Below are 18,252 nucleotides of genomic sequence, written 5' to 3'. Positions count from 1 at the left end.
GGAACCCTTGTGGGAGCGAGCCTGCTCGCGAACGCGGTATGTCAGCCAACATGGATGTTGAATGTGAAGCCGCTTTCGCGAGCAGGCTCGCTCCCACAGGGTTTTGTGCAGGCTTTATTTATTGTCGCGAATCGAGAAATTGGCCATGTGCTCAAGGCCCTTGATCAGCGCCGAATGGTCCCAGTTGCTGCCACCGATGGCCGCGCAGGTGCTGAATACCTGCTGGGCATTGGCGGTGTTCGGCAGGTTGATGTTCAGTTCCTTGGCGCCTTGCAGGGCCAGGTTCAGGTCCTTCTGGTGCAGGCTGATGCGGAAGCCCGGGTCGAAGGTGCCTTTGATCATGCGCTCGCCGTGCACTTCGAGGATCTTCGAAGAGGCGAAACCGCCCATCAGCGCTTCACGCACCTTGGCCGGGTCGGCACCGTTTTTCGAAGCGAACAGCAGGGCTTCAGCGACAGCCTGAATGTTCAGCGCGACGATGATCTGGTTCGCCACTTTGGCGGTCTGGCCGTCGCCATTACCGCCGACCAGGGTGATGTTCTTGCCCATGGCCTGGAACAGCGGCAGGGCGCGTTCGAAGGCATCGGCGTCGCCACCGACCATGATGCTCAGGGTGGCGGCCTTGGCGCCGACTTCACCGCCGGACACTGGCGCGTCGAGGTACTGCGCGCCTTTCTCGTTGATCTTGGCGGCGAAGGCTTTGGTCGCGGTCGGCGAAATCGAGCTCATGTCGATGACCACTTTGCCTTTGCCGATACCGGCGGCAACACCGTCGGCGCGGAACAGTACGTCATCGACCTGTGGGGTATCCGGAACCATGACGATGATGAATTCGGCTTCCTGCGCCACTTCGCGCGGGTTGGCCAGGGCGACGGCGCCAGCGGCGACCAGATCGGCCGGGGCCGCGTCGTGGTGTTGCGACAGGAACAGGCTGTGACCGGCTTTCTGCAGGTTCGCCGCCATTGGGTGGCCCATGATGCCGGTGCCGATGAATCCGATTTTAGCCATGAGAAAATCCTCTTGTTTTTGTCGTGCCCCCAACCCATGGCTGGTGAGCTTTTGTGGCGAGGGGATTTATCCCCGTTGGGCAGCGCAGCTGCCCCAGATTTTTTGCAATGCGTGGTCAATCAGATTGCGTTGTGTGATTTCAACCAGTCCAAGCCCGCTTCGGTGGTGGTCAGCGGTTTGTACTCGCAACCGACCCAACCCTGATAACCGATGCGGTCAAGGTGTTCGAACAGGAAGCGGTAGTTGATCTCACCGGTGCCCGGCTCGTTGCGCCCCGGGTTGTCCGCGAGCTGCACATGGTTGATCTCGCCCAGGTGCGATTGCAGGGTGCGGGCCAGATCGCCTTCCATGATTTGCATGTGATAGATGTCGTATTGCAGGAACAGATTGGCGCTGCCGACCTGTTCGCGAATCGACAGGGCTTGCGCCGTGTTGTTCAGGTAGAAACCGGGAATGTCACGGGTGTTGATCGCTTCCATCACCAGTTTGATGCCCACCGCTTGCAGCTTGTCGGCGGCGTATTTGAGGTTGGCGACGAAGGTCTTTTCCACGGTGGCATCGTCAACGCCTTGCGGGCGGATGCCGGCCAGGCAGTTGACCTGGGTGTTGCCCAGCACTTGTGCGTAAGCGATCGCCAGATCGACCCCGGCGCGGAACTCTTCGACCCGATCCGGCAGGCAGGCAATACCGCGCTCGCCCTTGGCCCAGTCACCGGCCGGCAGGTTGAACAGCACTTGGGTCAGCCCGTTGGCCTCGAGTTTTGCCTTGATTTCAGCCGAGCTGAAGTCGTACGGGAACAGGTATTCCACGCCACTGAAACCGGCCTTGGCGGCGGCGTCGAAACGGGCAAGGAAATCCTGTTCGGTGAACAGCATGGACAGGTTGGCTGCGAAACGCGGCATGGTGGTCTCCCGTAAATCTTGTGAGGTCCCCTGTGGGAGCGAGCTGTGGCGAGGGGATTTATCCCCGTTCGGCTGCGAAGCAGTCATAAACCATTGTATGCGGTGTACCTGATACGCCGCGGTTTCAGGTTTTGAGGCCGCTTCGCGCCCTAACGGGGATAAATCCCCTCACCACACAGGCTCGCTCCCGCAGGGAGAGCAGTCAGCAGTTAATCCAACATCGAAATCGCCGTCGGCGCGTCATTGCCGACCAGTGCCAGGTCTTCGAACTCGTTGACCGCGTTGATCTCGGTACCCATGGAGATGTTGGTCACACGCTCCAGAATGATCTCGACGATCACCGGCACCTTGAACTCTTCGATCATCTGTTCGGCCTTGCGCAGCGCAGGGGCGATTTCCGACGGTTCGAACACACGCAGCGCCTTGCAGCCGAGGCCTTCGGCGACTGCGATGTGGTCAACCCCGTAACCGTTGAGTTCCGGCGCGTTGAGGTTATCGAAGGACAGCTGTACGCAGTAGTCCATTTCGAACCCGCGCTGGGCTTGACGGATCAGACCCAGGTACGAGTTGTTCACCACGACGTGGATGTAAGGCAGTTTGAACTGAGCGCCGACCGCCAGTTCTTCGATCATGAACTGGAAATCATAGTCCCCCGACAGGGCCACGACTTTGCGGTTCGGATCGGCCTTCACCACGCCCAGCGCCGCCGGAATGGTCCAGCCCAACGGGCCTGCCTGGCCGCAGTTGATCCAGTGACGCGGCTTGTAGACGTGCAGGAACTGCGCGCCGGCAATCTGCGACAGACCAATGGTGCTGACGTAGCAGGTGTCCTTGCCGAACACCTGGTTCATTTCTTCATAAACGCGCTGCGGCTTGACCGGCACGTTGTCGAAGTGGGTCTTGCGATGCAGGCTGGCCTTGCGCTGCTGGCAATCCTGCAGCCAGGCGCTGCGGTTTTTCAGCTTGCCGGCGGCTTGCCATTCACGGGCGACTTCAATGAACACGGTCAGTGCTGCGGCGGCGTCGGAAACGATGCCCAAGTCCGGGGTGAACACGCGGCCGATCTGCGTGCCTTCGATGTCGACGTGAATGAATTTGCGACCTTCGGTGTACACGTCAACCGAACCGGTGTGGCGGTTGGCCCAACGGTTACCAATGCCCAGCACTACGTCGGATTTGAGCATCGTCGCGTTGCCGTAACGGTGCGAAGTCTGCAGACCGACCATGCCGACCATCAGCGGGTGATCGTCAGGGATGGTGCCCCAGCCCATCAGCGTCGGGATCACCGGGATGCCGGTCAGCTCAGCGAATTCAACCAGCAGATCGCTGGCGTCGGCGTTGATGATGCCGCCGCCGGCCACCAGCAGTGGGCGCTCAGCCTGATCCAGCAAAGCCAAAGCTTTTTCAACCTGAACGCGGGTCGCAGTCGGCTTGGCCAATGGCAGCGGTTGGTAAGCGTCGATGTCGAATTCGATTTCGGCCATCTGCACGTCGAACGGCAGGTCGATCAGTACAGGGCCTGGACGGCCGGAGCGCATTTCATAAAAGGCTTTCTGGAACGCGTAAGGCACCTGGCCCGGCTCCAGAACCGTGGTTGCCCACTTGGTCACTGGCTTGACGATGCTGGTGATGTCGACAGCCTGGAAATCTTCCTTGTGCATACGGGCGCGGGGTGCCTGACCGGTAATGCAGAGGATTGGAATCGAGTCGGCCGAGGCGCTGTAGAGCCCGGTGACCATATCGGTGCCGGCCGGGCCGGACGTGCCGATGCACACGCCGATATTGCCGGCCTTGGTGCGGGTGTAGCCCTCGGCCATGTGCGAGGCGCCTTCAACGTGGCGAGCAAGGACGTGATCGATGCCACCAACCTTCTGCAAGGCGGAGTACAGCGGGTTGATCGCTGCGCCCGGGATGCCAAAAGCGGTATCAACCCCTTCGCGGCGCATCACCAGAACGGCGGCTTCGATTGCTCTCATTTTGCTCATGGTTTTGTGCCTCTTTACGTTTTGTAATTGTATACAAGTGGCTTTGCGCAGAGTGTATTCACGGCGGACGGCGCAGGTCAATCCATTTTCTCAAGCGCCTGTTTCATTCGTCGGAAGCCCGCTGTGCTGTGGCTTTTCGTCGCATGTGGCGCTTTTCGAGAATTATTGTATACAAAAAAATAACCCATTGTGTTCTATTTGTGTCATCGGACTGCGGCACAAACGCGCAGTCCCACGACTTTCCCTATAACAAAATGAGGACGGCACCATGAGCGCTTTAACCTTGAAAGTCGCAGTCAACCTGGTCAGCGAAGCCATCAACGCAGGACGCGGCATCAACGCCGCACCGCTGACCATCGCGGTACTCGATAACGGCGGCCACCTGATCGCCCTGCAACGCGAAGACGGCGCCAGCCTGCTGCGCCCCGACATCGCCATCGGCAAAGCCTGGGGCGCCATCGCCTTGGGTAAAGGCTCCCGCCTGCTCGCCCAGGACGCCCAACAACGCCCGGCGTTTTTTTCTTCGTTGAACAGCATGGGGCAGGGCAGCGTAGTGCCGGCACCGGGTGGCGTGCTGATTCGCAACCAGGCGGGTGAAGTGCTGGGCGCGATCGGGATCAGTGGGGATTTGTCGGACGTGGATGAGCAGGTGGCAATTAAAGCCGTGGAGGCGCTGGATTTGAGGGCGGATGGTGGGGTGGCTGTTTGAATGTCAGTGTCTGAATAACCGCTTTCGCGAGCAGGCTCGCTCCCACATTGAGTTTGGGTTGGACACAAAATGTTCGAGTGTTCGAAAGCCCCTGTGGGAGCGAGCCTGCTCGCGAATAGGATCTGCGCTACACATCTTGCTAAAAGTCTGACGCTCCCTTTGCCATCTCCACGGCTAGCCTTCTCATGATCAACCTATGAGAAGGCAACGGAATGCCGGGTTTATCTGCTTCACATCGCTTGCGCATCGGACGCTATTCAGAACACAACCGCATTTACCTTCTGACCGCCAATACCGCCGGGAGAGAACCCGTATTCAGCGATTTCTTCCTTGGCAGAATGCTTGTAAGCCAATTCCGGGCAGCTGAGGAAACGGGATTGGCCAATTCTCTGGCTTGGGTCGAAATGCCAGATCATTTTCACTGGCTGATTGAATTGAAGAGTGGCTCGCTCGGCGGATTGATGCAGCGAACCAAATCCCTCAGCACCAAAGCGGTAAAGCTTTCGACCGGTCGAAAGACCAGCCTTTGGCAACCTGGCTTCCATGACCGTGCACTGCGTAAAGAGGAGAATCTGGTGAAGATGACGCGGTATGTCATTGCCAATCCATTGCGGGCATGGCTGGTCAAAAGCCTTGGCGACTATCCGTTGTGGGATTCGATCTGGTTATGAGTTGAGGTCTGCGGTGCGGCTATTCGCGAGCAGGCTCGCTCCCACAGGAGAATGCATTCCAAATGTGGGAGCGAGCCTGCTCGCGAAGCGGTTCCCCCGATCTCACCGATCCGGCTCACACCCCTTCAACACCAACCGGATAATCGTCTGCGCCGCCGCTTCATAATCGGCTTCATCAAGCTTGTCCTTCCCGGTCACTGCGGAAATCTGCCAGTCGAAGTCGGCGTAGGTCTGGGTCGCAGCCCAGATGCTGAACATCAGGTGGTTGGGGTCGATCGGGGCGATCTGGCCGCGGTCGATCCAGCTCTGGATGCAGGCGATGTTGTGCTTGGCCTGGGCGTTGAGCTGCTCGACCAGGTCGGCGCTCAGGTGCGGGGCGCCGTGCATGATTTCGCTGGCGAACACCTTGGAGGCGTAGGGCAGGTCGCGGGAGATGCGGATCTTCGAGCGGATGTAGCCGCTCAGCACCTCGCTCGGCACGCCGTCCGGGTTGAACGGGGTCGAGGCCTGCAGAATCGGCTCGATGATGCTTTCCAGCACCTCGCGGTAGAGGTTTTCCTTGGATTTGAAGTAGTAGTAGACGTTGGGCTTGGGCAATCCCGCCTTGGCGGCGATGTCGCTGGTTTTGGTCGCCGCGAAGCCCTTGTCGGCAAACTCTTCGCTGGCGGCGCGCAGGATCAGTTCTTTGTTACGCTCGCGGATTGTGCTCATAAACCCGGTGGTTCCTTGCCTGTTCTGGCGGTGGCGCATGGTAGCACCGGCCTTGAGCGGCGCTCAACAATGCAGCCTGTGGCCGGCGGTCGCGTTATGCTTGGCAACATTCATACACAGAAGGAAACAGGATTCATGGCAGGAAGCAGTTTGCTGGTGCTGATCGATGACATCGCCACCGTTCTGGATGACGTTGCATTGATGACCAAGATGGCCGCGAAGAAGACCGCCGGGGTGCTCGGTGATGATCTGGCGCTCAATGCCCAGCAGGTTTCGGGCGTGCGCGCCGAGCGGGAAATTCCCGTGGTCTGGGCGGTGGCCAAGGGCTCGTTCGTCAACAAGCTGATCCTCGTGCCGTCGGCATTGGCGATCAGCGCTTTCGTACCGTGGCTGGTGACGCCGCTGTTGATGGTCGGCGGCGCGTACCTGTGCTTCGAGGGTTTCGAGAAGCTCGCGCACAAGTTTCTGCACAGCAAAGAGGAAGACGAGGCAGAGCACACGCAGTTGACCGAAGCAGTGGCCGATCCGGCCACCGATCTGGTGGCTTACGAAAAGGACAAGATCAAAGGCGCGATCCGCACTGACTTCATTCTCTCGGCAGAAATCATTGCGATCACCCTTGGCACCGTGGCAGATGCCTCGCTGACGCAGCAAGTGGTGGTCATGTCCGGCATCGCCATCGTTATGACCGTCGGCGTTTACGGTTTGGTGGCGGGCATCGTCAAACTCGACGATCTGGGGCTGTGGCTGACACAGAAGCCCGGGCAGATGGCGAAAAAGATCGGCGGCGGCATTCTCAGCGCCGCGCCGTACATGATGAAAACCCTGTCGGTGGTCGGCACGGCGGCGATGTTCCTGGTCGGCGGCGGCATCCTCACCCATGGCGTGCCGGTGCTGCATCACTGGATTGAAGGCGTCGGCGCAGCGGCAGGGAGCGCCGGGTTCGCCGTGCCGATGCTGCTCAATGGTGTTGCGGGGATTATTGCTGGCGCAGCGGTGTTGGCGGTGGTTTCGGTCGTAGGCAGGCTCTGGAAAGCGCTGAAGGGTTAATCAGCAACACATAACAAATGTGGGAGCGAGCCTGCTCGCGAATGCGGTAGTTCAGTCAATATCGATGTTGACTGAAACTCCGCGTTCGCGAGCAGGCTCGCTCCCACAGTGTTTTGCGGCAGCCGATTTACTCGGCGATCTGCAACTTGCGCGCCTCGGTGTAGACGTACCGCACTTTCTCGTACTCGAACGGCGAGTTCATCTGACCATAGCGGAAGCTGGTCTGGTAGCGCTTGTCGATCGCACGCAAGGCCCAGACTTCCGGATGATTCGAGCTGACTTCGGCGACGTTGAGGAAGTTGATCGCAGTGTCGGCGGTGTAATCCACGGCCAGACCTGCGGTGTCGCGGATGTTCGACGGGCCGAAGATCGGCAGTACGAAGTAGGCGCCGCCCGGTACCCCATAGAAGCCCAGGGTCTGACCGAAGTCTTCGTTCTGACGTGGCAGGCCCATGGCGGTGGCCGGGTCCCACAGGCCGGCGATGCCGATCGTGGTGTTGAGCAGCAGGCGCGCGGTGGTTTCCATCGAGCGCTGGCCCTTGAACTGCAACAGGCTGTTGACCAGGTTCGGCACGTCACCAATGTTGTTGAAGAAGTTGCTCACCCCGGTACGCACAAAGCTTGGCGTGATGTAGCGATAGCCATCGACTACCGGCAGGAACACCCACTGGTCGAAGCGATAGTTGAAGTGGTAGACCCGGCGGTTCCACGATTCCAGCGGGTCATAGACGTTCAGCGCGTTGAGCGTCGAACGTTCGAACTCGCGCTGGTCCAGGCCCGGGTTGAACTTGAGTTTGGTCAGCGGTTCCTTGAAGCCGTCGCTGTCGACCACCACCGGTGCGTCGGCTTTACTGTTGTCGGCCTGGGCCACGCCTGCACAGAGGAACGCTGCAATCAGCAGGAGATATTTAGCCACGGAAGAACTCCAGCATGGCGTCGCTGTTGACGCGATAGTTAAGGTTGCCGCAGTGGCCGCCCAGTGGATAAACGGTCAGGCGATCACCGAAGGTTTTACGCAGGAAGCCCAGGTCGCCAGGGCCGAGGATGACGTCGTCGGCGTTGTGCATGACGGCGATTTTCGGGCTGTCGTGCAGGTAATCCTTGAGCGCATACAGGCTGACCTGATCGATCAGTTGCAGCAGGCTGCCGCCGTCAGTGCGCGCGCGCCACATCGGAATGACCTGCTCGGTGATGTAGCAGTCGAAGTCGCATTGCAGCGCACGCTTGAGGAACGGCGTGAGGCTGGTGCCTTCGGTGATCGGGAATTTCGGCGGGGTAATCAGACCGCGACGGTTGACCAGGTCCGAGGTGTAGGCAATGTCGGCTGCCGAGAAGCGGAACGACGTGCCAATCAGCATGGCCATCTGCTCATTGGTCAGGTGCTGCTTGGACTGCTGGAAGTCATACAGCAGCGCATCGTTGAGGTCGATGTAGCCTTTCTGTTGGAAGTAGCGGGTCAGCTTGCTCAGTACCAGTTCGTAGAACGTGGTGCTGTTGTTGATGCCTTTCACCTCGGTCTGTACCAGCTTGTCGAGGTTGGTCACCGAGGTATAGAGGTTGACCGGCGGGTTCAGCAACAGGACTTTCTTGAAATTGAAGCTGCGGCGCGTCTCGTCCAGATGCGCGACGAATGCAGCATCAAGGGCGCCGAGGCTGTAACCGGTCAGATAGTACTCGGTGACCGGCAGTTTCGGGTTCTGCGCCCGCACGGCCTGCATCACCCGATACATGTCTTCGGCATCTTCCTTGGTCACGCCCGGGGTGGCGAAACGCGAGGCAGCGCTGATGAAGTCGAAGCTGGTCGGCGACGACAACTGCACGACATGGTAGCCGGCCTTGTAATACAGCTTTTTCAGGTATTCGTTGAGCGTGCTGTCAAAGCGCGCGCCGGTGCCGGCGATCAGGAAGATCAGCGGCGCCGGCTTGTCCTGCGTGGCGATGCGGTAAGTGAGCTTCTTGACTGCCCAGAAATTGTCCGGCAGCTGGAATTCACGCTCCGGGCGCAGGGTGAGGCTGCGGTCCGTTTGATTGATGTCGTCGTCCAGCGGCAACTCCGGACGCAGATCCGGCGGTGTCGTGGCGATCGTCGCCTCGAACGGGTTGGTCAGCGGGTAGCCATAGCTGGCGGCGTCGATATCCACCGCCAGCGCGGACGCACTCAAGATAAGGCCGCTGAACAGCGCGGCGAAGCGCAAGGAACGGAGCATGACTAGATCCCTTAGAGGAAGGTGCCGATTGAAGTTCGCAGGCTATGACCACCGGCCGTGCGCCAAAGTGCCATGCTGCGGCACCAAACAGGCGGAATTCGGGGTAATAGTAGCTGGACGATACACGTTGCGAGGGCTTGCTGAACAGTTAACAGTTGTTAGTGCTTGCGAATGCCGGTCGGCAGATTAAGCTGGCCGCCGATTTCCGCAGATTGGAGTGCTCCATGTCCCGCCGCTTGCCCGTGATTGTGCTGCTTGTTTTGTTGCCGCTGTGGCTGGCCGCCAGTTATGCCGCGCGCTATGGCTTCATGGAAGACGGGCAGTGGGTGGGCATCTGCGTTGACGAGGCCAGTCGTTGGCAATGCGTGGTGCGTGCGAATCTGGGGCTGATGATTCATTTCAAGGTGTTGGGCTGGGCAGCGGTGGGCGCGGCGGTATTGGCGTTTGTCGTGCCGGGACGGGCAGGGTGGTGGCTGGCGGTGCTGGCGCTGGTGTTCGGCCTGCCGGCGCTGGCGTTGTACAACACGACGTTGGCGGTGTTTGCGGTGGTGATTGCCGGGTTGCGCCTGGTCAGATCCTCACGCAGCGCGTGACAGAAGAGATCGCAGCCTTCGGCAGCTCCTACAGTGGCATGCCGTACACCTGTAGGAGCTGCCGAAGGCTGCGATCTTTTGATCTTGCTCTTGCTCAGCCTCTGCGAACCCGCAGGCAGCGCCACAACGCCACCACCATCAGTCCACTGACCAGCGCCCAACCCCACGCCTGCTGATTCAGCATCCCTTCCTGATACAACTGCGGTGCAATCCCGGCGCCGATGATAAAGGTCAGCAGAGCAATCTCCCGACGCGGCACGCTCACCGGGCGGCACAGGTAGACCAACGCCGGCAGGACGAACGCCATGCTGGCGAAACTGCGATAACGCGGATCGAAGACCATCTCCAGCATCATCACCGCCGCGGCAAAACCGGCCGCCACGACCAGCCAGCCGGCGCGCCGTTCGAGGAAATCGAAGGCTCGCGCGCGCCAACCTGTGCGTGCGCTTAGCGTCAGCGCGGCATGCGCAAGGACCAATAGATTCAACCCGGTCAGCAGTCCGACCCACAGCCATTCACCGGCAAATCGTGTGGTCAATCGAGCCAGATCGCCCCAGGCGCCAATCGAGCAAGCAGCGACGGCGCCCAGCAGTGGCAGGACAAGCGCCGAACGTTTGCTGCGCACGCGTCCACCAAGCATCAGCGTGCCAAGGAAAATCAATCCGCCGACCGCCAGCCACTCTTTCCAGTACGGCACATTGCTCACCGGCCCGGCGAGCACGCCCTTGTCCTGTCGATCGGCATCGAACAGCCCCCAATAGCCGCCGACCGCACCTTCACTGCCGCGCTTCCACGGTTGGTCGAAGGCTTCGATCAGGTTGTAACGCCAGCCTTCCTGCTCGGCCATCGCCACAAAGCCACGAATGAATTTTGCCTCGTTGACCCGGCTCGGTACGGCGGTATCGCGCTGGCGGCCTTCGCTCGGCCAGCCGGTTTCGCCAATCATCACGTCTTTGGGCGCGAATTTGTTGCCGAACACCTGACGCACATCCGCCACATGCCGCAGCGCCACGTCGATGTTCGACGGATCGTCTTCCCAGTACGGCAGCAAGTGAATGGTCAGAAAGTCCACGGCCGGGGCGATTTCCGGGTGCTTGAGCCAGAATTCCCAGACATCGGCATAGGTGACAGGCTGTTTGACCTGGCTTTTTACCTTGTTGATCAGCCGGGCCAGTTGCGCGCCGGTGACCTCTTTGCGCAGCAGCGCTTCGTTGCCGACGATCACCGCTGTAACCACGTCGGGGTTGGCATTGGCCGATTTGATCAGCAGCTCGACTTCCTGCTCGGTGTCGACCGGGTTGCTGTTGACCCAGGCGCCGATCATCAACTTCAGACCGTGCTTGCGCGCCAGATCGGGCAGGGCGTCGAGGCCGGTCATCGAGTAGGTGCGGATGCATTCAAAGCGCGTCGCCAGCAGCGCGAGGTCGGCGTCCATGCGCTCGGGGCGCAATTTGAACGGCACGTCGAACGGCGATTGGTCTTTGTCGAACGGTGTGTAGGAGGCGCATTGCAACTTGTGCGTCGGCGTCGCGGCGTCCGGCAGGATCACCGGTTGGCCGAGGCCATACCAGAAGCCGCCAAGGGCCAGGAGCCCGAGCAGGCAGGCGAACAGATAAGGCAGAAAAGGAAATCGGGACGTTGCGGACATGGTCAGGCCGAGTGGCTGCAAAGCGACGCATGTTACCTGCATTTATAGAAGGGCAGGTGGCTCGCAGGCGTTGTACATGCAAAGTTCGGGCGGATTGTCTGGCGTCAATTAATCGCGCTTGATTAATGGCTTTCTGATGTCGTTTCTCGCTGCCTTGAGGTCGCTGACAGAGCAGGTCGCCGGTCGCTTGAGGTTGATGATCAAACCATCAGTACCCTTTTTGAAAAATCGGCTGATGTTCGGTGTGTGAGGTCCGGCGTGATGGGGGCGCTGTGCACCATAACAATACGTTGACGATGCCCGGCATCCGTCGGGCGCAGCATTTCGGGGAAGTAAACGATGAAGATGCGACGACTTTTAGGCGCAGGTGCCGTTCTGGCGCTTGCGATGAGTTCCACTTTCGCCAACGCTGAAAAACAGACCCTGAACATCGGTTACGTTGACGGCTGGTCCGACAGCGTCGCGACCACCCACGTGGCGGCCGAAGTGATCAAACAGAAGCTCGGTTATGACGTGAAGCTGCAAGCCGTCGCCACCGGGATCATGTGGCAGGGCGTGGCCACCGGTAAACTCGACGCGATGCTCTCGGCCTGGCTGCCCGTGACCCACGGTGACTACTGGACGAAAAACAAGGATCAGGTCGTCGATTACGGCCCGAACTTCAAGGACGCGAAGATCGGCCTGATCGTGCCGGAGTACGTCAAAGCCAAATCGATCGAAGACCTGAAAACCGACGATACCTTCAAAAACCGTATCGTCGGCATCGACGCCGGTTCAGGCGTAATGCTCAAGACCGATCAGGCGATCAAGGATTACGGTCTGGACAAGTACAGCCTCAAGGCCAGTTCCGGCGCCGGTATGATTGCCGAACTGACCCGCGCCGAGAAGAAAAACGAATCCATCGCTGTCACCGGTTGGGTGCCGCACTGGATGTTCGCCAAGTGGAAACTGCGCTTCCTCGACGACCCGAAAGGCGTGTATGGCCAGGCTGAAACCGTGAACAGCATCGGCAGCAAAGGCCTGGACGCCAAGGCGCCGGAAGTGGCCAAGTTCCTGAAAAACTTCCAGTGGGCGTCGAAAGACGAAATCGGCGAGGTCATGCTGGCGATTCAGGATGGTGCCAAGCCTGATGCAGCGGCCAAGGACTGGGTAGCCAAACACCCGGAACGTGTAGCTGACTGGACCAAATAACCGCAAATAGCTTCGGATCACCGCAAACCCTGTGGGAGCGGGCTTGCCCGCGATAGCGGTCTGTCAGTTGACTGATCAGTTGACTGAAACGACGCCATCGCTGGCAAGCCAGCTCCCACAGGTTTTTGTGTTTGCTTGAAAATGGCGAATACATCATGGCCATCTACTACTAAGGTCGTCTGGAACCTCTCTCGCAGCCGCATACATTAGCTACGTTCCAACAATAATCTGTGCTGCGAGGATAAAAACAATGAACGACAGCATTTACCTCTCGATTCAAAACAGTCCCCGATTCAAGGAGCTGGTTCAGAAAAGGGAACGATTCGCCTGGATTCTCTCGGCAATCATGCTCGGGCTGTACTCCGCATTCATCCTGCTGATCGCATACGGGCCGCACGTGCTCGGGGCGAAACTCAGTCCTGAATCTTCGATCACCTGGGGCATCCCGATCGGTGTTGGCCTGATCATTTCAGCCTTCGTCCTGACCGGCATCTACGTGCGCCGCGCCAATGGCGAGTTCGACGACCTGAACAATGCGATTCTCAAGGAGGCTCAGCAATGATCCGGCGTCTACTGGCTCTATTGAGTGTTGCGGCTTTCGCGCCGAGTGTCTGGGCGGCTGACGCGTTGACGGGGGAGGTGGCCAAACAGCCGCTGAACATCCCGGCGATCCTGATGTTCGTGGCCTTCGTCGGCGCGACGTTGTACATCACCTACTGGGCTTCGAAGAAAAACAACTCGGCCGCCGACTACTACGCGGCGGGCGGCAAGATCACCGGTTTCCAGAACGGCCTGGCGATCGCTGGCGACTACATGTCGGCGGCGTCCTTCCTGGGTATTTCCGCGCTGGTGTTCACCTCCGGCTACGATGGCCTGATCTACTCGATCGGCTTCCTCGTGGGCTGGCCGATCATTCTGTTCCTGATCGCCGAGCGCCTGCGCAACCTGGGTAAATACACCTTTGCCGACGTGGCGTCCTACCGCCTCGGGCAAACCCAGATTCGCACCCTGTCCGCCTGCGGCTCGCTGGTGGTGGTGGCGTTCTACCTGATCGCGCAAATGGTCGGTGCCGGCAAGCTGATCCAGCTGCTGTTCGGCCTCGATTACCACGTTGCGGTGATTCTGGTCGGCGTGCTGATGTGCATGTACGTGCTGTTCGGCGGCATGCTCGCGACCACTTGGGTGCAGATCATCAAGGCAGTGTTGCTGCTGTCCGGTGCCTCGTTCATGGCGCTGATGGTGATGAAGCACGTGGGCTTCGACTTCAACACGCTTTTCTCCGAAGCGATCAAGGTTCACGCCAAGGGCGAAGCGATCATGAGCCCTGGCGGTCTGGTCAAGGATCCGATTTCGGCGTTCTCGCTGGGTCTGGCACTGATGTTCGGTACCGCTGGCCTGCCACACATTCTGATGCGCTTCTTCACCGTGAGTGACGCAAAAGAAGCGCGCAAGAGCGTGCTGTACGCTACCGGCTTCATTGGCTACTTCTACATCCTGACCTTCATCATCGGCTTCGGCGCGATCCTGCTGGTCAGCACCAACCCGGCCTTCAAAGATGCAGCGGGCGCCTTGCTCGGCGGCAACAACATGGCGGCGGTGCACCTGGCCAACGCGGTGGGCGGCAGCATCTTTCTTGGCTTCATCTCGGCAGTGGCGTTTGCAACCATTCTGGCTGTGGTAGCCGGTCTGACGCTGGCGGGTGCTTCGGCGGTGTCGCACGACCTGTACGCCAGTGTGATCAAGAAGGGCAAAGCCAACGAGAAGGATGAGATTCGCGTGTCGAAGATCACCACCATCGCCCTGGCGGTGCTGGCGATTGGTCTGGGCATTCTGTTCGAAAGCCAGAACATCGCGTTCATGGTCGGCCTGGCGTTCTCCATCGCGGCGAGCTGCAACTTCCCGGTACTGCTGCTTTCGATGTACTGGAAGAAGCTGACCACTCGCGGCGCGATGATTGGTGGCTGGCTGGGTCTGGTGAGTGCTGTTGGTCTGATGATCCTCGGCCCGACCATCTGGGTGCAGATTCTGCATCACGAGAAGGCGATCTTCCCTTATGAGTATCCGGCGCTGTTCTCGATGATGATTGCCTTTATCGGGATCTGGTTCTTCTCGATCACTGACAAGTCGGCGGCTGCGGATAACGAGCGGGCGCTGTTCTTCCCGCAGTTTGTGCGTTCGCAGACCGGGTTGGGGGCGAGTGGGGCGGTTTCGCACTAAGAGATCAGATGTAAGCTGCAAGCTGCAAGCTTCAAGAAAACGCCCTGGTTGAGAGATTGGGGCGTTTTTTTGTGGGCGGTTATCGGTTGGTTTGGTGTGTATATCCGTTTTTTGCAGCGCTGCGGCTGGCGGTTTCGCCCTTACGGCGACTTACTTTTTTACAAGCGCCTAAAAAAGTAAGCAAAAAACGCTAGCTCCTACGTTCGGCCCGCTCGCTGGGGCTCGGGGTTCCTTCGCTCCGGGACTGATCCTGGCGCAGCGGCTCCGGTTTGCTTCGCTGCACCTCCTTCCGCTGTGTCTGGCTGCGCCAGACGGTCGCTACGCTCCCACGCCCGGATCAATCCCTCCACTCAGCCTTCCGACGTCGCCCGTAGATCAAAAGCACTCGAGCTTGCGCTCATTGTTGAGTGGTGCGGCTTCGCCGCGGGCAGCTGCGCTGCTTTGCTTTTTTGCTTTTTGTGGGAGCGAGCCTGCTCGCGAAGGCGGCCTGACAGCCGACCTGTTCTTGAAGTGGTACGCGATCCAACTGTAGGAGCTGCCGAAGGCTGCGATCTTTTGATCTGGCTTCTGTTTTTGCTTTGGCTTTTGATCCGGCTTTTGATCTTTTGCCCCTTCGGCAGGCTGAGTGAAGGGATCGATCCGGGTGTGGGAGCGCAGCGACCGTACGACGCAGTCGTACACAGCGGAAGGAGGTGCAGCGAAGCAAACCGTAGCCGCTGCGCCCGGATGGGTCCCGTAACGAAGGAACCCCGAGCTTTAGCGAGCGGGCCGTACGCCGGGGCAAAGCCTTTTGGTTCCTTTTTGGCGTTTGAAAAAGGGACTCGCTGTAAGAGCGAAACCATAAGAAGCCGTTACCGCAGCAACGGATATGCCCCCAATCCAATGAACACCAACAGAAACAAAAACGGCCTCTATATAAGAGGCCGTTCCTGACACACCACTAAACCATCACAAAAAAAGAAAAACCTTATTTGCGATCTTCCAGCTTGGTGATGTCACGCGACTCGTAACCGGTATACAGCTGGCGCGGACGGCCAATCTTGTACGGGCTCGAGAGCATTTCCTTCCAGTGCGAAATCCAGCCGACAGTACGTGCCAGGGCGAAAATTACCGTGAACATGCTGGTTGGAATGCCGATCGCCTTGAGGATGATCCCCGAGTAGAAGTCGACGTTCGGGTACAGCGAGCGCTCGATGAAGTACGGGTCGGTCAACGCGATCTCTTCCAGGCGCATGGCCAGTTCGAGTTGCGGATCGTTGTTGATGCCCAGTTCCTTCAACACTTCGTCGCAGGTCTGCTTCATGACGGTCGCGCGAGGGTCGCGGTTCTTGTAGACGCGGTGACCGAAGCCCATCAACTTGAACGGATCGTTCTTGTCCTTGGCCTTGGCGATGAACTTGTCGATGTTCGACACATCGCCAATCTCGTCGAGCATGGTCAGCACGGCTTCGTTCGCACCGCCGTGGGCAGGGCCCCACAGTGCGGCGATACCGGCGGCGATACAGGCGAACGGGTTGGCACCCGAAGAGCCGGCCAGACGCACGGTGGAGGTCGAAGCGTTCTGCTCGTGGTCGGCGTGGAGGATGAAGATCCGGTCCATGGCCTTGGCGAGTACCGGGCTGATCGGTTTGATCTCGCACGGGGTGTTGAACATCATGTGCAGGAAGTTTTCCGCGTACGTCAGGTCGTTGCGCGGGTACATCATGGGTTGGCCCATGGAGTACTTGTAGACCATCGCTGCCAGGGTCGGCATCTTCGCAACCAGGCGGATCGCGGAGATTTCGCGATGCTGCGGGTTATTGATGTCCAGGGAGTCGTGGTAGAAGGCCGAGAGGGCGCCGACTACACCGCACATGACGGCCATCGGGTGGGCGTCGCGACGGAAACCGTTAAAGAAGGTTTTCAGCTGCTCGTGAACCATGGTGTGGTTTTTCACGGTGCTGACGAACTGGGCCTTCTGTTCTGCGGTCGGCAATTCGCCGTTGAGCAGCAGGTAGCAGGTTTCCAGGTAGTCCGACTTTTCAGCCAGCTGTTCGATCGGGTAGCCGCGGTGCAACAAAATGCCGTTGTCGCCGTCGATATAGGTAATTTTCGATTCGCACGAAGCGGTCGACATGAAACCCGGGTCGAAAGTGAAGCGGCCCGTGGCCGTCAGGCCCCGAACATCGATTACATCGGGACCAACGGTGCCGGTTAAAATGGGCAGCTCGACGGGGGCTGCGCCCTCGATGATCAACTGCGCTTTTTTGTCAGCCATGTGGCCTCCTATTTATGCTTGAACCATCAGACAGACCCCCCACGCAGGGCCCGCACCACTATAGTGAGATAAATTCGAATGTCAATTTGCCTAAAGTCTTGCTCCAGAAGGCTTTAAGCCGACTTTTTCCTCGAAATTGCCTGCCATTTACGCCTTTTATGCAACTTGTGCAATCCGCTATTGGGGGTAGGTGAACGCGTTGTCATTAGTAGCCTAACTGTCTATACTCGGCCACCGACCGCCAAGGGCTTTTGGGCTTGCTTTCATTGGGGGTCGCATCCCTGGGTGGTGGTTACCTGACCAGTGCACTCCCCAACAACTTTGCCCTGATTGTTAGGGGCTCTTCAGTGTGAAAAAAAAGCCGTGAAAAGCCAACGACCTGTAAACCTAGACCTAAGGACCATCAAACTCCCAGTCACTGCTTACACGTCCATTCTTCACCGTATCTCCGGTGTCATCCTCTTCGTGTGCCTTGCCATCATGCTTTACGCATTGGACAAGTCGCTGAGCTCCGAGGAAGGCTTCGGTCAGGTGAAAGCGTGTCTGACCAGTCCGCTAGCCAAGCTAGTGATTTGGGGCATCCTGTCCGCTCTGCTGTATCACCTGGTAGCCGGTGTGCGCCACTTGATCATGGACATGGGCATCGGTGAGACGCTGGAAGGCGGCAAACTGGGCTCGAAAATCGTTATCGCCGTTTCCGTGGTGGTAATCGTTCTGGCAGGAGTCTGGATATGGTAACTAACGTCACTAACCTGTCGCGTTCGGGCCTCTATGACTGGATGGCACAGCGTGTGTCTGCGGTCGTTCTCGCGGCTTACTTCATCTTTCTGATCGGATACATCGTCGCCAACCCTGGCCTCGAGTATGCCCAGTGGCATGAACTGTTCGCTCACAACGGAATGCGTATTTTCAGCCTGCTGGCCCTTGTTGCTCTGGGCGCTCACGCCTGGGTCGGCATGTGGACCATCGCGACCGACTACCTGACGCCAATGGCGTTCGGCAAGTCCGCAACGGCGATACGTTTCCTTTTCCAGGCAGTATGCGGCGTTGCGATGTTCGCTTACTTCGTCTGGGGTGTGCAGATTCTCTGGGGTATCTGATTC

Annotated in this window: 17 protein-coding genes; 9 read left to right on the top strand and 8 right to left on the bottom strand. The window is 58.9% G+C overall.

The features are described 5' to 3' along the window. Window positions 1-114: 114 nt before the first annotated feature. The 3 genes from AC0IXA_RS06390 to gcl form a co-directional block, all read right to left on the bottom strand. Window positions 115-1,008 carry a 2-hydroxy-3-oxopropionate reductase gene (locus tag AC0IXA_RS06390; protein ID WP_016771028.1) on the bottom strand — a complete coding sequence of 298 codons (894 nt, stop codon included), beginning with the start codon at window positions 1,006-1,008 and terminating at the stop codon, window positions 115-117. 119 nt (window positions 1,009-1,127) lie between these two features. Beyond that, the gene (gene hyi / locus AC0IXA_RS06385) at window positions 1,128-1,910 is read right to left on the bottom strand and encodes a hydroxypyruvate isomerase (RefSeq protein WP_110601128.1); all 783 of its coding nucleotides are present in this window, start codon (window positions 1,908-1,910) and stop codon (window positions 1,128-1,130) included. Window positions 1,911-2,119: 209 nt separating this feature from the next. Continuing rightward, window positions 2,120-3,895 carry a glyoxylate carboligase gene (gene gcl / locus AC0IXA_RS06380; RefSeq protein WP_016771026.1) on the bottom strand — a complete coding sequence of 592 codons (1,776 nt, stop codon included), beginning with the start codon at window positions 3,893-3,895 and terminating at the stop codon, window positions 2,120-2,122. A 268-nt stretch (window positions 3,896-4,163) separates the two neighbouring features. Here gcl and AC0IXA_RS06375 point away from each other — a divergent pair, with 268 nt between their 5' ends. Together AC0IXA_RS06375 and AC0IXA_RS06370 are read left to right on the top strand one after the other, a co-directional pair. Further along, window positions 4,164-4,604: a GlcG/HbpS family heme-binding protein gene (locus AC0IXA_RS06375; protein WP_130887157.1), complete on the top strand. Its 441-nt coding sequence runs from the start codon at window positions 4,164-4,166 to the stop codon at window positions 4,602-4,604. A gap of 212 nt (window positions 4,605-4,816) precedes the next feature. After that, the gene (locus AC0IXA_RS06370; RefSeq protein WP_471812227.1) at window positions 4,817-5,275 is read left to right on the top strand and encodes an REP-associated tyrosine transposase; all 459 of its coding nucleotides are present in this window, start codon (window positions 4,817-4,819) and stop codon (window positions 5,273-5,275) included. 102 nt (window positions 5,276-5,377) lie between these two features. Here the strand turns inward: AC0IXA_RS06370 and AC0IXA_RS06365 are convergent, their stop codons facing one another. Further along, window positions 5,378-5,986 carry a TetR/AcrR family transcriptional regulator gene (locus tag AC0IXA_RS06365; protein WP_041479604.1) on the bottom strand — a complete coding sequence of 203 codons (609 nt, stop codon included), beginning with the start codon at window positions 5,984-5,986 and terminating at the stop codon, window positions 5,378-5,380. 135 nt (window positions 5,987-6,121) lie between these two features. Between AC0IXA_RS06365 and AC0IXA_RS06360 the strand changes: the two genes are divergently transcribed. Next, window positions 6,122-7,036 (top strand): DUF808 domain-containing protein, encoded by a 915-nt coding sequence (locus AC0IXA_RS06360; RefSeq protein ID WP_217863983.1) that lies wholly within the window; start codon window positions 6,122-6,124, stop codon window positions 7,034-7,036. Window positions 7,037-7,163: 127 nt separating this feature from the next. On the opposite strand, the gene AC0IXA_RS06355 is transcribed toward AC0IXA_RS06360, so the two are convergent. Next, window positions 7,164-7,952 carry an MlaA family lipoprotein gene (locus AC0IXA_RS06355; RefSeq protein ID WP_024012144.1) on the bottom strand — a complete coding sequence of 263 codons (789 nt, stop codon included), beginning with the start codon at window positions 7,950-7,952 and terminating at the stop codon, window positions 7,164-7,166. Next, window positions 7,945-9,243, bottom strand: coding sequence for a serine protein kinase PrkA (locus AC0IXA_RS06350; protein WP_016771020.1), 1,299 nt, complete (start codon window positions 9,241-9,243; stop codon window positions 7,945-7,947). Before AC0IXA_RS06350 ends, AC0IXA_RS06355 begins: the two co-directional genes overlap by 8 nt. A 224-nt stretch (window positions 9,244-9,467) precedes the next feature. Here AC0IXA_RS06350 and AC0IXA_RS06345 point away from each other — a divergent pair, with 224 nt between their 5' ends. Further along, entirely contained in the window at window positions 9,468-9,836 is a 369-nt protein-coding gene (locus AC0IXA_RS06345; RefSeq protein WP_471812225.1) for a hypothetical protein, read from the top strand. Between the two features lie 94 nt (window positions 9,837-9,930). Here AC0IXA_RS06345 and AC0IXA_RS06340 read toward each other — a convergent pair whose 3' ends face one another. Then, a complete protein-coding gene (locus AC0IXA_RS06340; RefSeq protein WP_471812223.1) occupies window positions 9,931-11,526 on the bottom strand; it encodes a glycoside hydrolase family 17 protein in 1,596 nt (531 codons plus the stop codon). A gap of 297 nt (window positions 11,527-11,823) precedes the next feature. On the opposite strand from AC0IXA_RS06340, the gene AC0IXA_RS06335 reads away from it, so the two are divergent. The 3 genes from AC0IXA_RS06335 to AC0IXA_RS06325 all read left to right on the top strand — a co-directional run bounded on the left by AC0IXA_RS06335 (window position 11,824) and on the right by AC0IXA_RS06325 (window position 14,892). Next, window positions 11,824-12,675 carry a glycine betaine ABC transporter substrate-binding protein gene (locus AC0IXA_RS06335; protein WP_024012148.1) on the top strand — a complete coding sequence of 284 codons (852 nt, stop codon included), beginning with the start codon at window positions 11,824-11,826 and terminating at the stop codon, window positions 12,673-12,675. A gap of 250 nt (window positions 12,676-12,925) precedes the next feature. Continuing rightward, window positions 12,926-13,237, top strand: coding sequence for a DUF485 domain-containing protein (locus AC0IXA_RS06330; RefSeq protein ID WP_016771016.1), 312 nt, complete (start codon window positions 12,926-12,928; stop codon window positions 13,235-13,237). Next, a complete protein-coding gene (locus AC0IXA_RS06325; protein ID WP_016771015.1) occupies window positions 13,234-14,892 on the top strand; it encodes a cation acetate symporter in 1,659 nt (552 codons plus the stop codon). Before AC0IXA_RS06330 ends, AC0IXA_RS06325 begins: the two co-directional genes overlap by 4 nt. A gap of 967 nt (window positions 14,893-15,859) precedes the next feature. On the opposite strand, the gene gltA is transcribed toward AC0IXA_RS06325, so the two are convergent. Further along, window positions 15,860-17,149 (bottom strand): citrate synthase, encoded by a 1,290-nt coding sequence (gltA, locus tag AC0IXA_RS06320; protein WP_003222994.1) that lies wholly within the window; start codon window positions 17,147-17,149, stop codon window positions 15,860-15,862. A 363-nt stretch (window positions 17,150-17,512) separates the two neighbouring features. Between gltA and sdhC the strand changes: the two genes are divergently transcribed. Together sdhC and sdhD are read left to right on the top strand one after the other, a co-directional pair. After that, window positions 17,513-17,887 (top strand): succinate dehydrogenase, cytochrome b556 subunit, encoded by a 375-nt coding sequence (sdhC, locus tag AC0IXA_RS06315; protein WP_016773673.1) that lies wholly within the window; start codon window positions 17,513-17,515, stop codon window positions 17,885-17,887. Then, window positions 17,881-18,249, top strand: coding sequence for a succinate dehydrogenase, hydrophobic membrane anchor protein (gene sdhD / locus AC0IXA_RS06310; protein WP_008049683.1), 369 nt, complete (start codon window positions 17,881-17,883; stop codon window positions 18,247-18,249). Before sdhC ends, sdhD begins: the two co-directional genes overlap by 7 nt. Window positions 18,250-18,252 lie beyond the last annotated feature (3 nt).

The sequence above is a fragment of the Pseudomonas sp. AC083 genome (assembly GCF_979253165.1).
Note: the sequence above shows the minus strand (reverse complement) of the source record. Positions and strands in the feature narration are given on the sequence as shown.

What these genes read in the sequence shown, in the direction of transcription:
- gltA (WP_003222994.1), bottom strand. Translation starts at nt 17,149, where the DNA reads ATGGCTGACAAAAAAGCGCAGTTGATCATCGAGGGCGCAGCCCCCGTC.
- AC0IXA_RS06340 (WP_471812223.1), bottom strand. Translation starts at nt 11,526, where the DNA reads ATGCAGGTAACATGCGTCGCTTTGCAGCCACTCGGCCTGACCATGTCC.
- AC0IXA_RS06375 (WP_130887157.1), top strand. Translation starts at nt 4,164, where the DNA reads ATGAGCGCTTTAACCTTGAAAGTCGCAGTCAACCTGGTCAGCGAAGCC.
- gcl (WP_016771026.1), bottom strand. Translation starts at nt 3,895, where the DNA reads ATGAGCAAAATGAGAGCAATCGAAGCCGCCGTTCTGGTGATGCGCCGC.
- AC0IXA_RS06365 (WP_041479604.1), bottom strand. Translation starts at nt 5,986, where the DNA reads ATGAGCACAATCCGCGAGCGTAACAAAGAACTGATCCTGCGCGCCGCC.
- AC0IXA_RS06370 (WP_471812227.1), top strand. Translation starts at nt 4,817, where the DNA reads ATGCCGGGTTTATCTGCTTCACATCGCTTGCGCATCGGACGCTATTCA.
- AC0IXA_RS06330 (WP_016771016.1), top strand. Translation starts at nt 12,926, where the DNA reads ATGAACGACAGCATTTACCTCTCGATTCAAAACAGTCCCCGATTCAAG.
- AC0IXA_RS06325 (WP_016771015.1), top strand. Translation starts at nt 13,234, where the DNA reads ATGATCCGGCGTCTACTGGCTCTATTGAGTGTTGCGGCTTTCGCGCCG.
- AC0IXA_RS06390 (WP_016771028.1), bottom strand. Translation starts at nt 1,008, where the DNA reads ATGGCTAAAATCGGATTCATCGGCACCGGCATCATGGGCCACCCAATG.
- sdhD (WP_008049683.1), top strand. Translation starts at nt 17,881, where the DNA reads ATGGTAACTAACGTCACTAACCTGTCGCGTTCGGGCCTCTATGACTGG.
- AC0IXA_RS06335 (WP_024012148.1), top strand. Translation starts at nt 11,824, where the DNA reads ATGAAGATGCGACGACTTTTAGGCGCAGGTGCCGTTCTGGCGCTTGCG.
- AC0IXA_RS06360 (WP_217863983.1), top strand. Translation starts at nt 6,122, where the DNA reads ATGGCAGGAAGCAGTTTGCTGGTGCTGATCGATGACATCGCCACCGTT.
- hyi (WP_110601128.1), bottom strand. Translation starts at nt 1,910, where the DNA reads ATGCCGCGTTTCGCAGCCAACCTGTCCATGCTGTTCACCGAACAGGAT.
- AC0IXA_RS06345 (WP_471812225.1), top strand. Translation starts at nt 9,468, where the DNA reads ATGTCCCGCCGCTTGCCCGTGATTGTGCTGCTTGTTTTGTTGCCGCTG.
- AC0IXA_RS06350 (WP_016771020.1), bottom strand. Translation starts at nt 9,243, where the DNA reads ATGCTCCGTTCCTTGCGCTTCGCCGCGCTGTTCAGCGGCCTTATCTTG.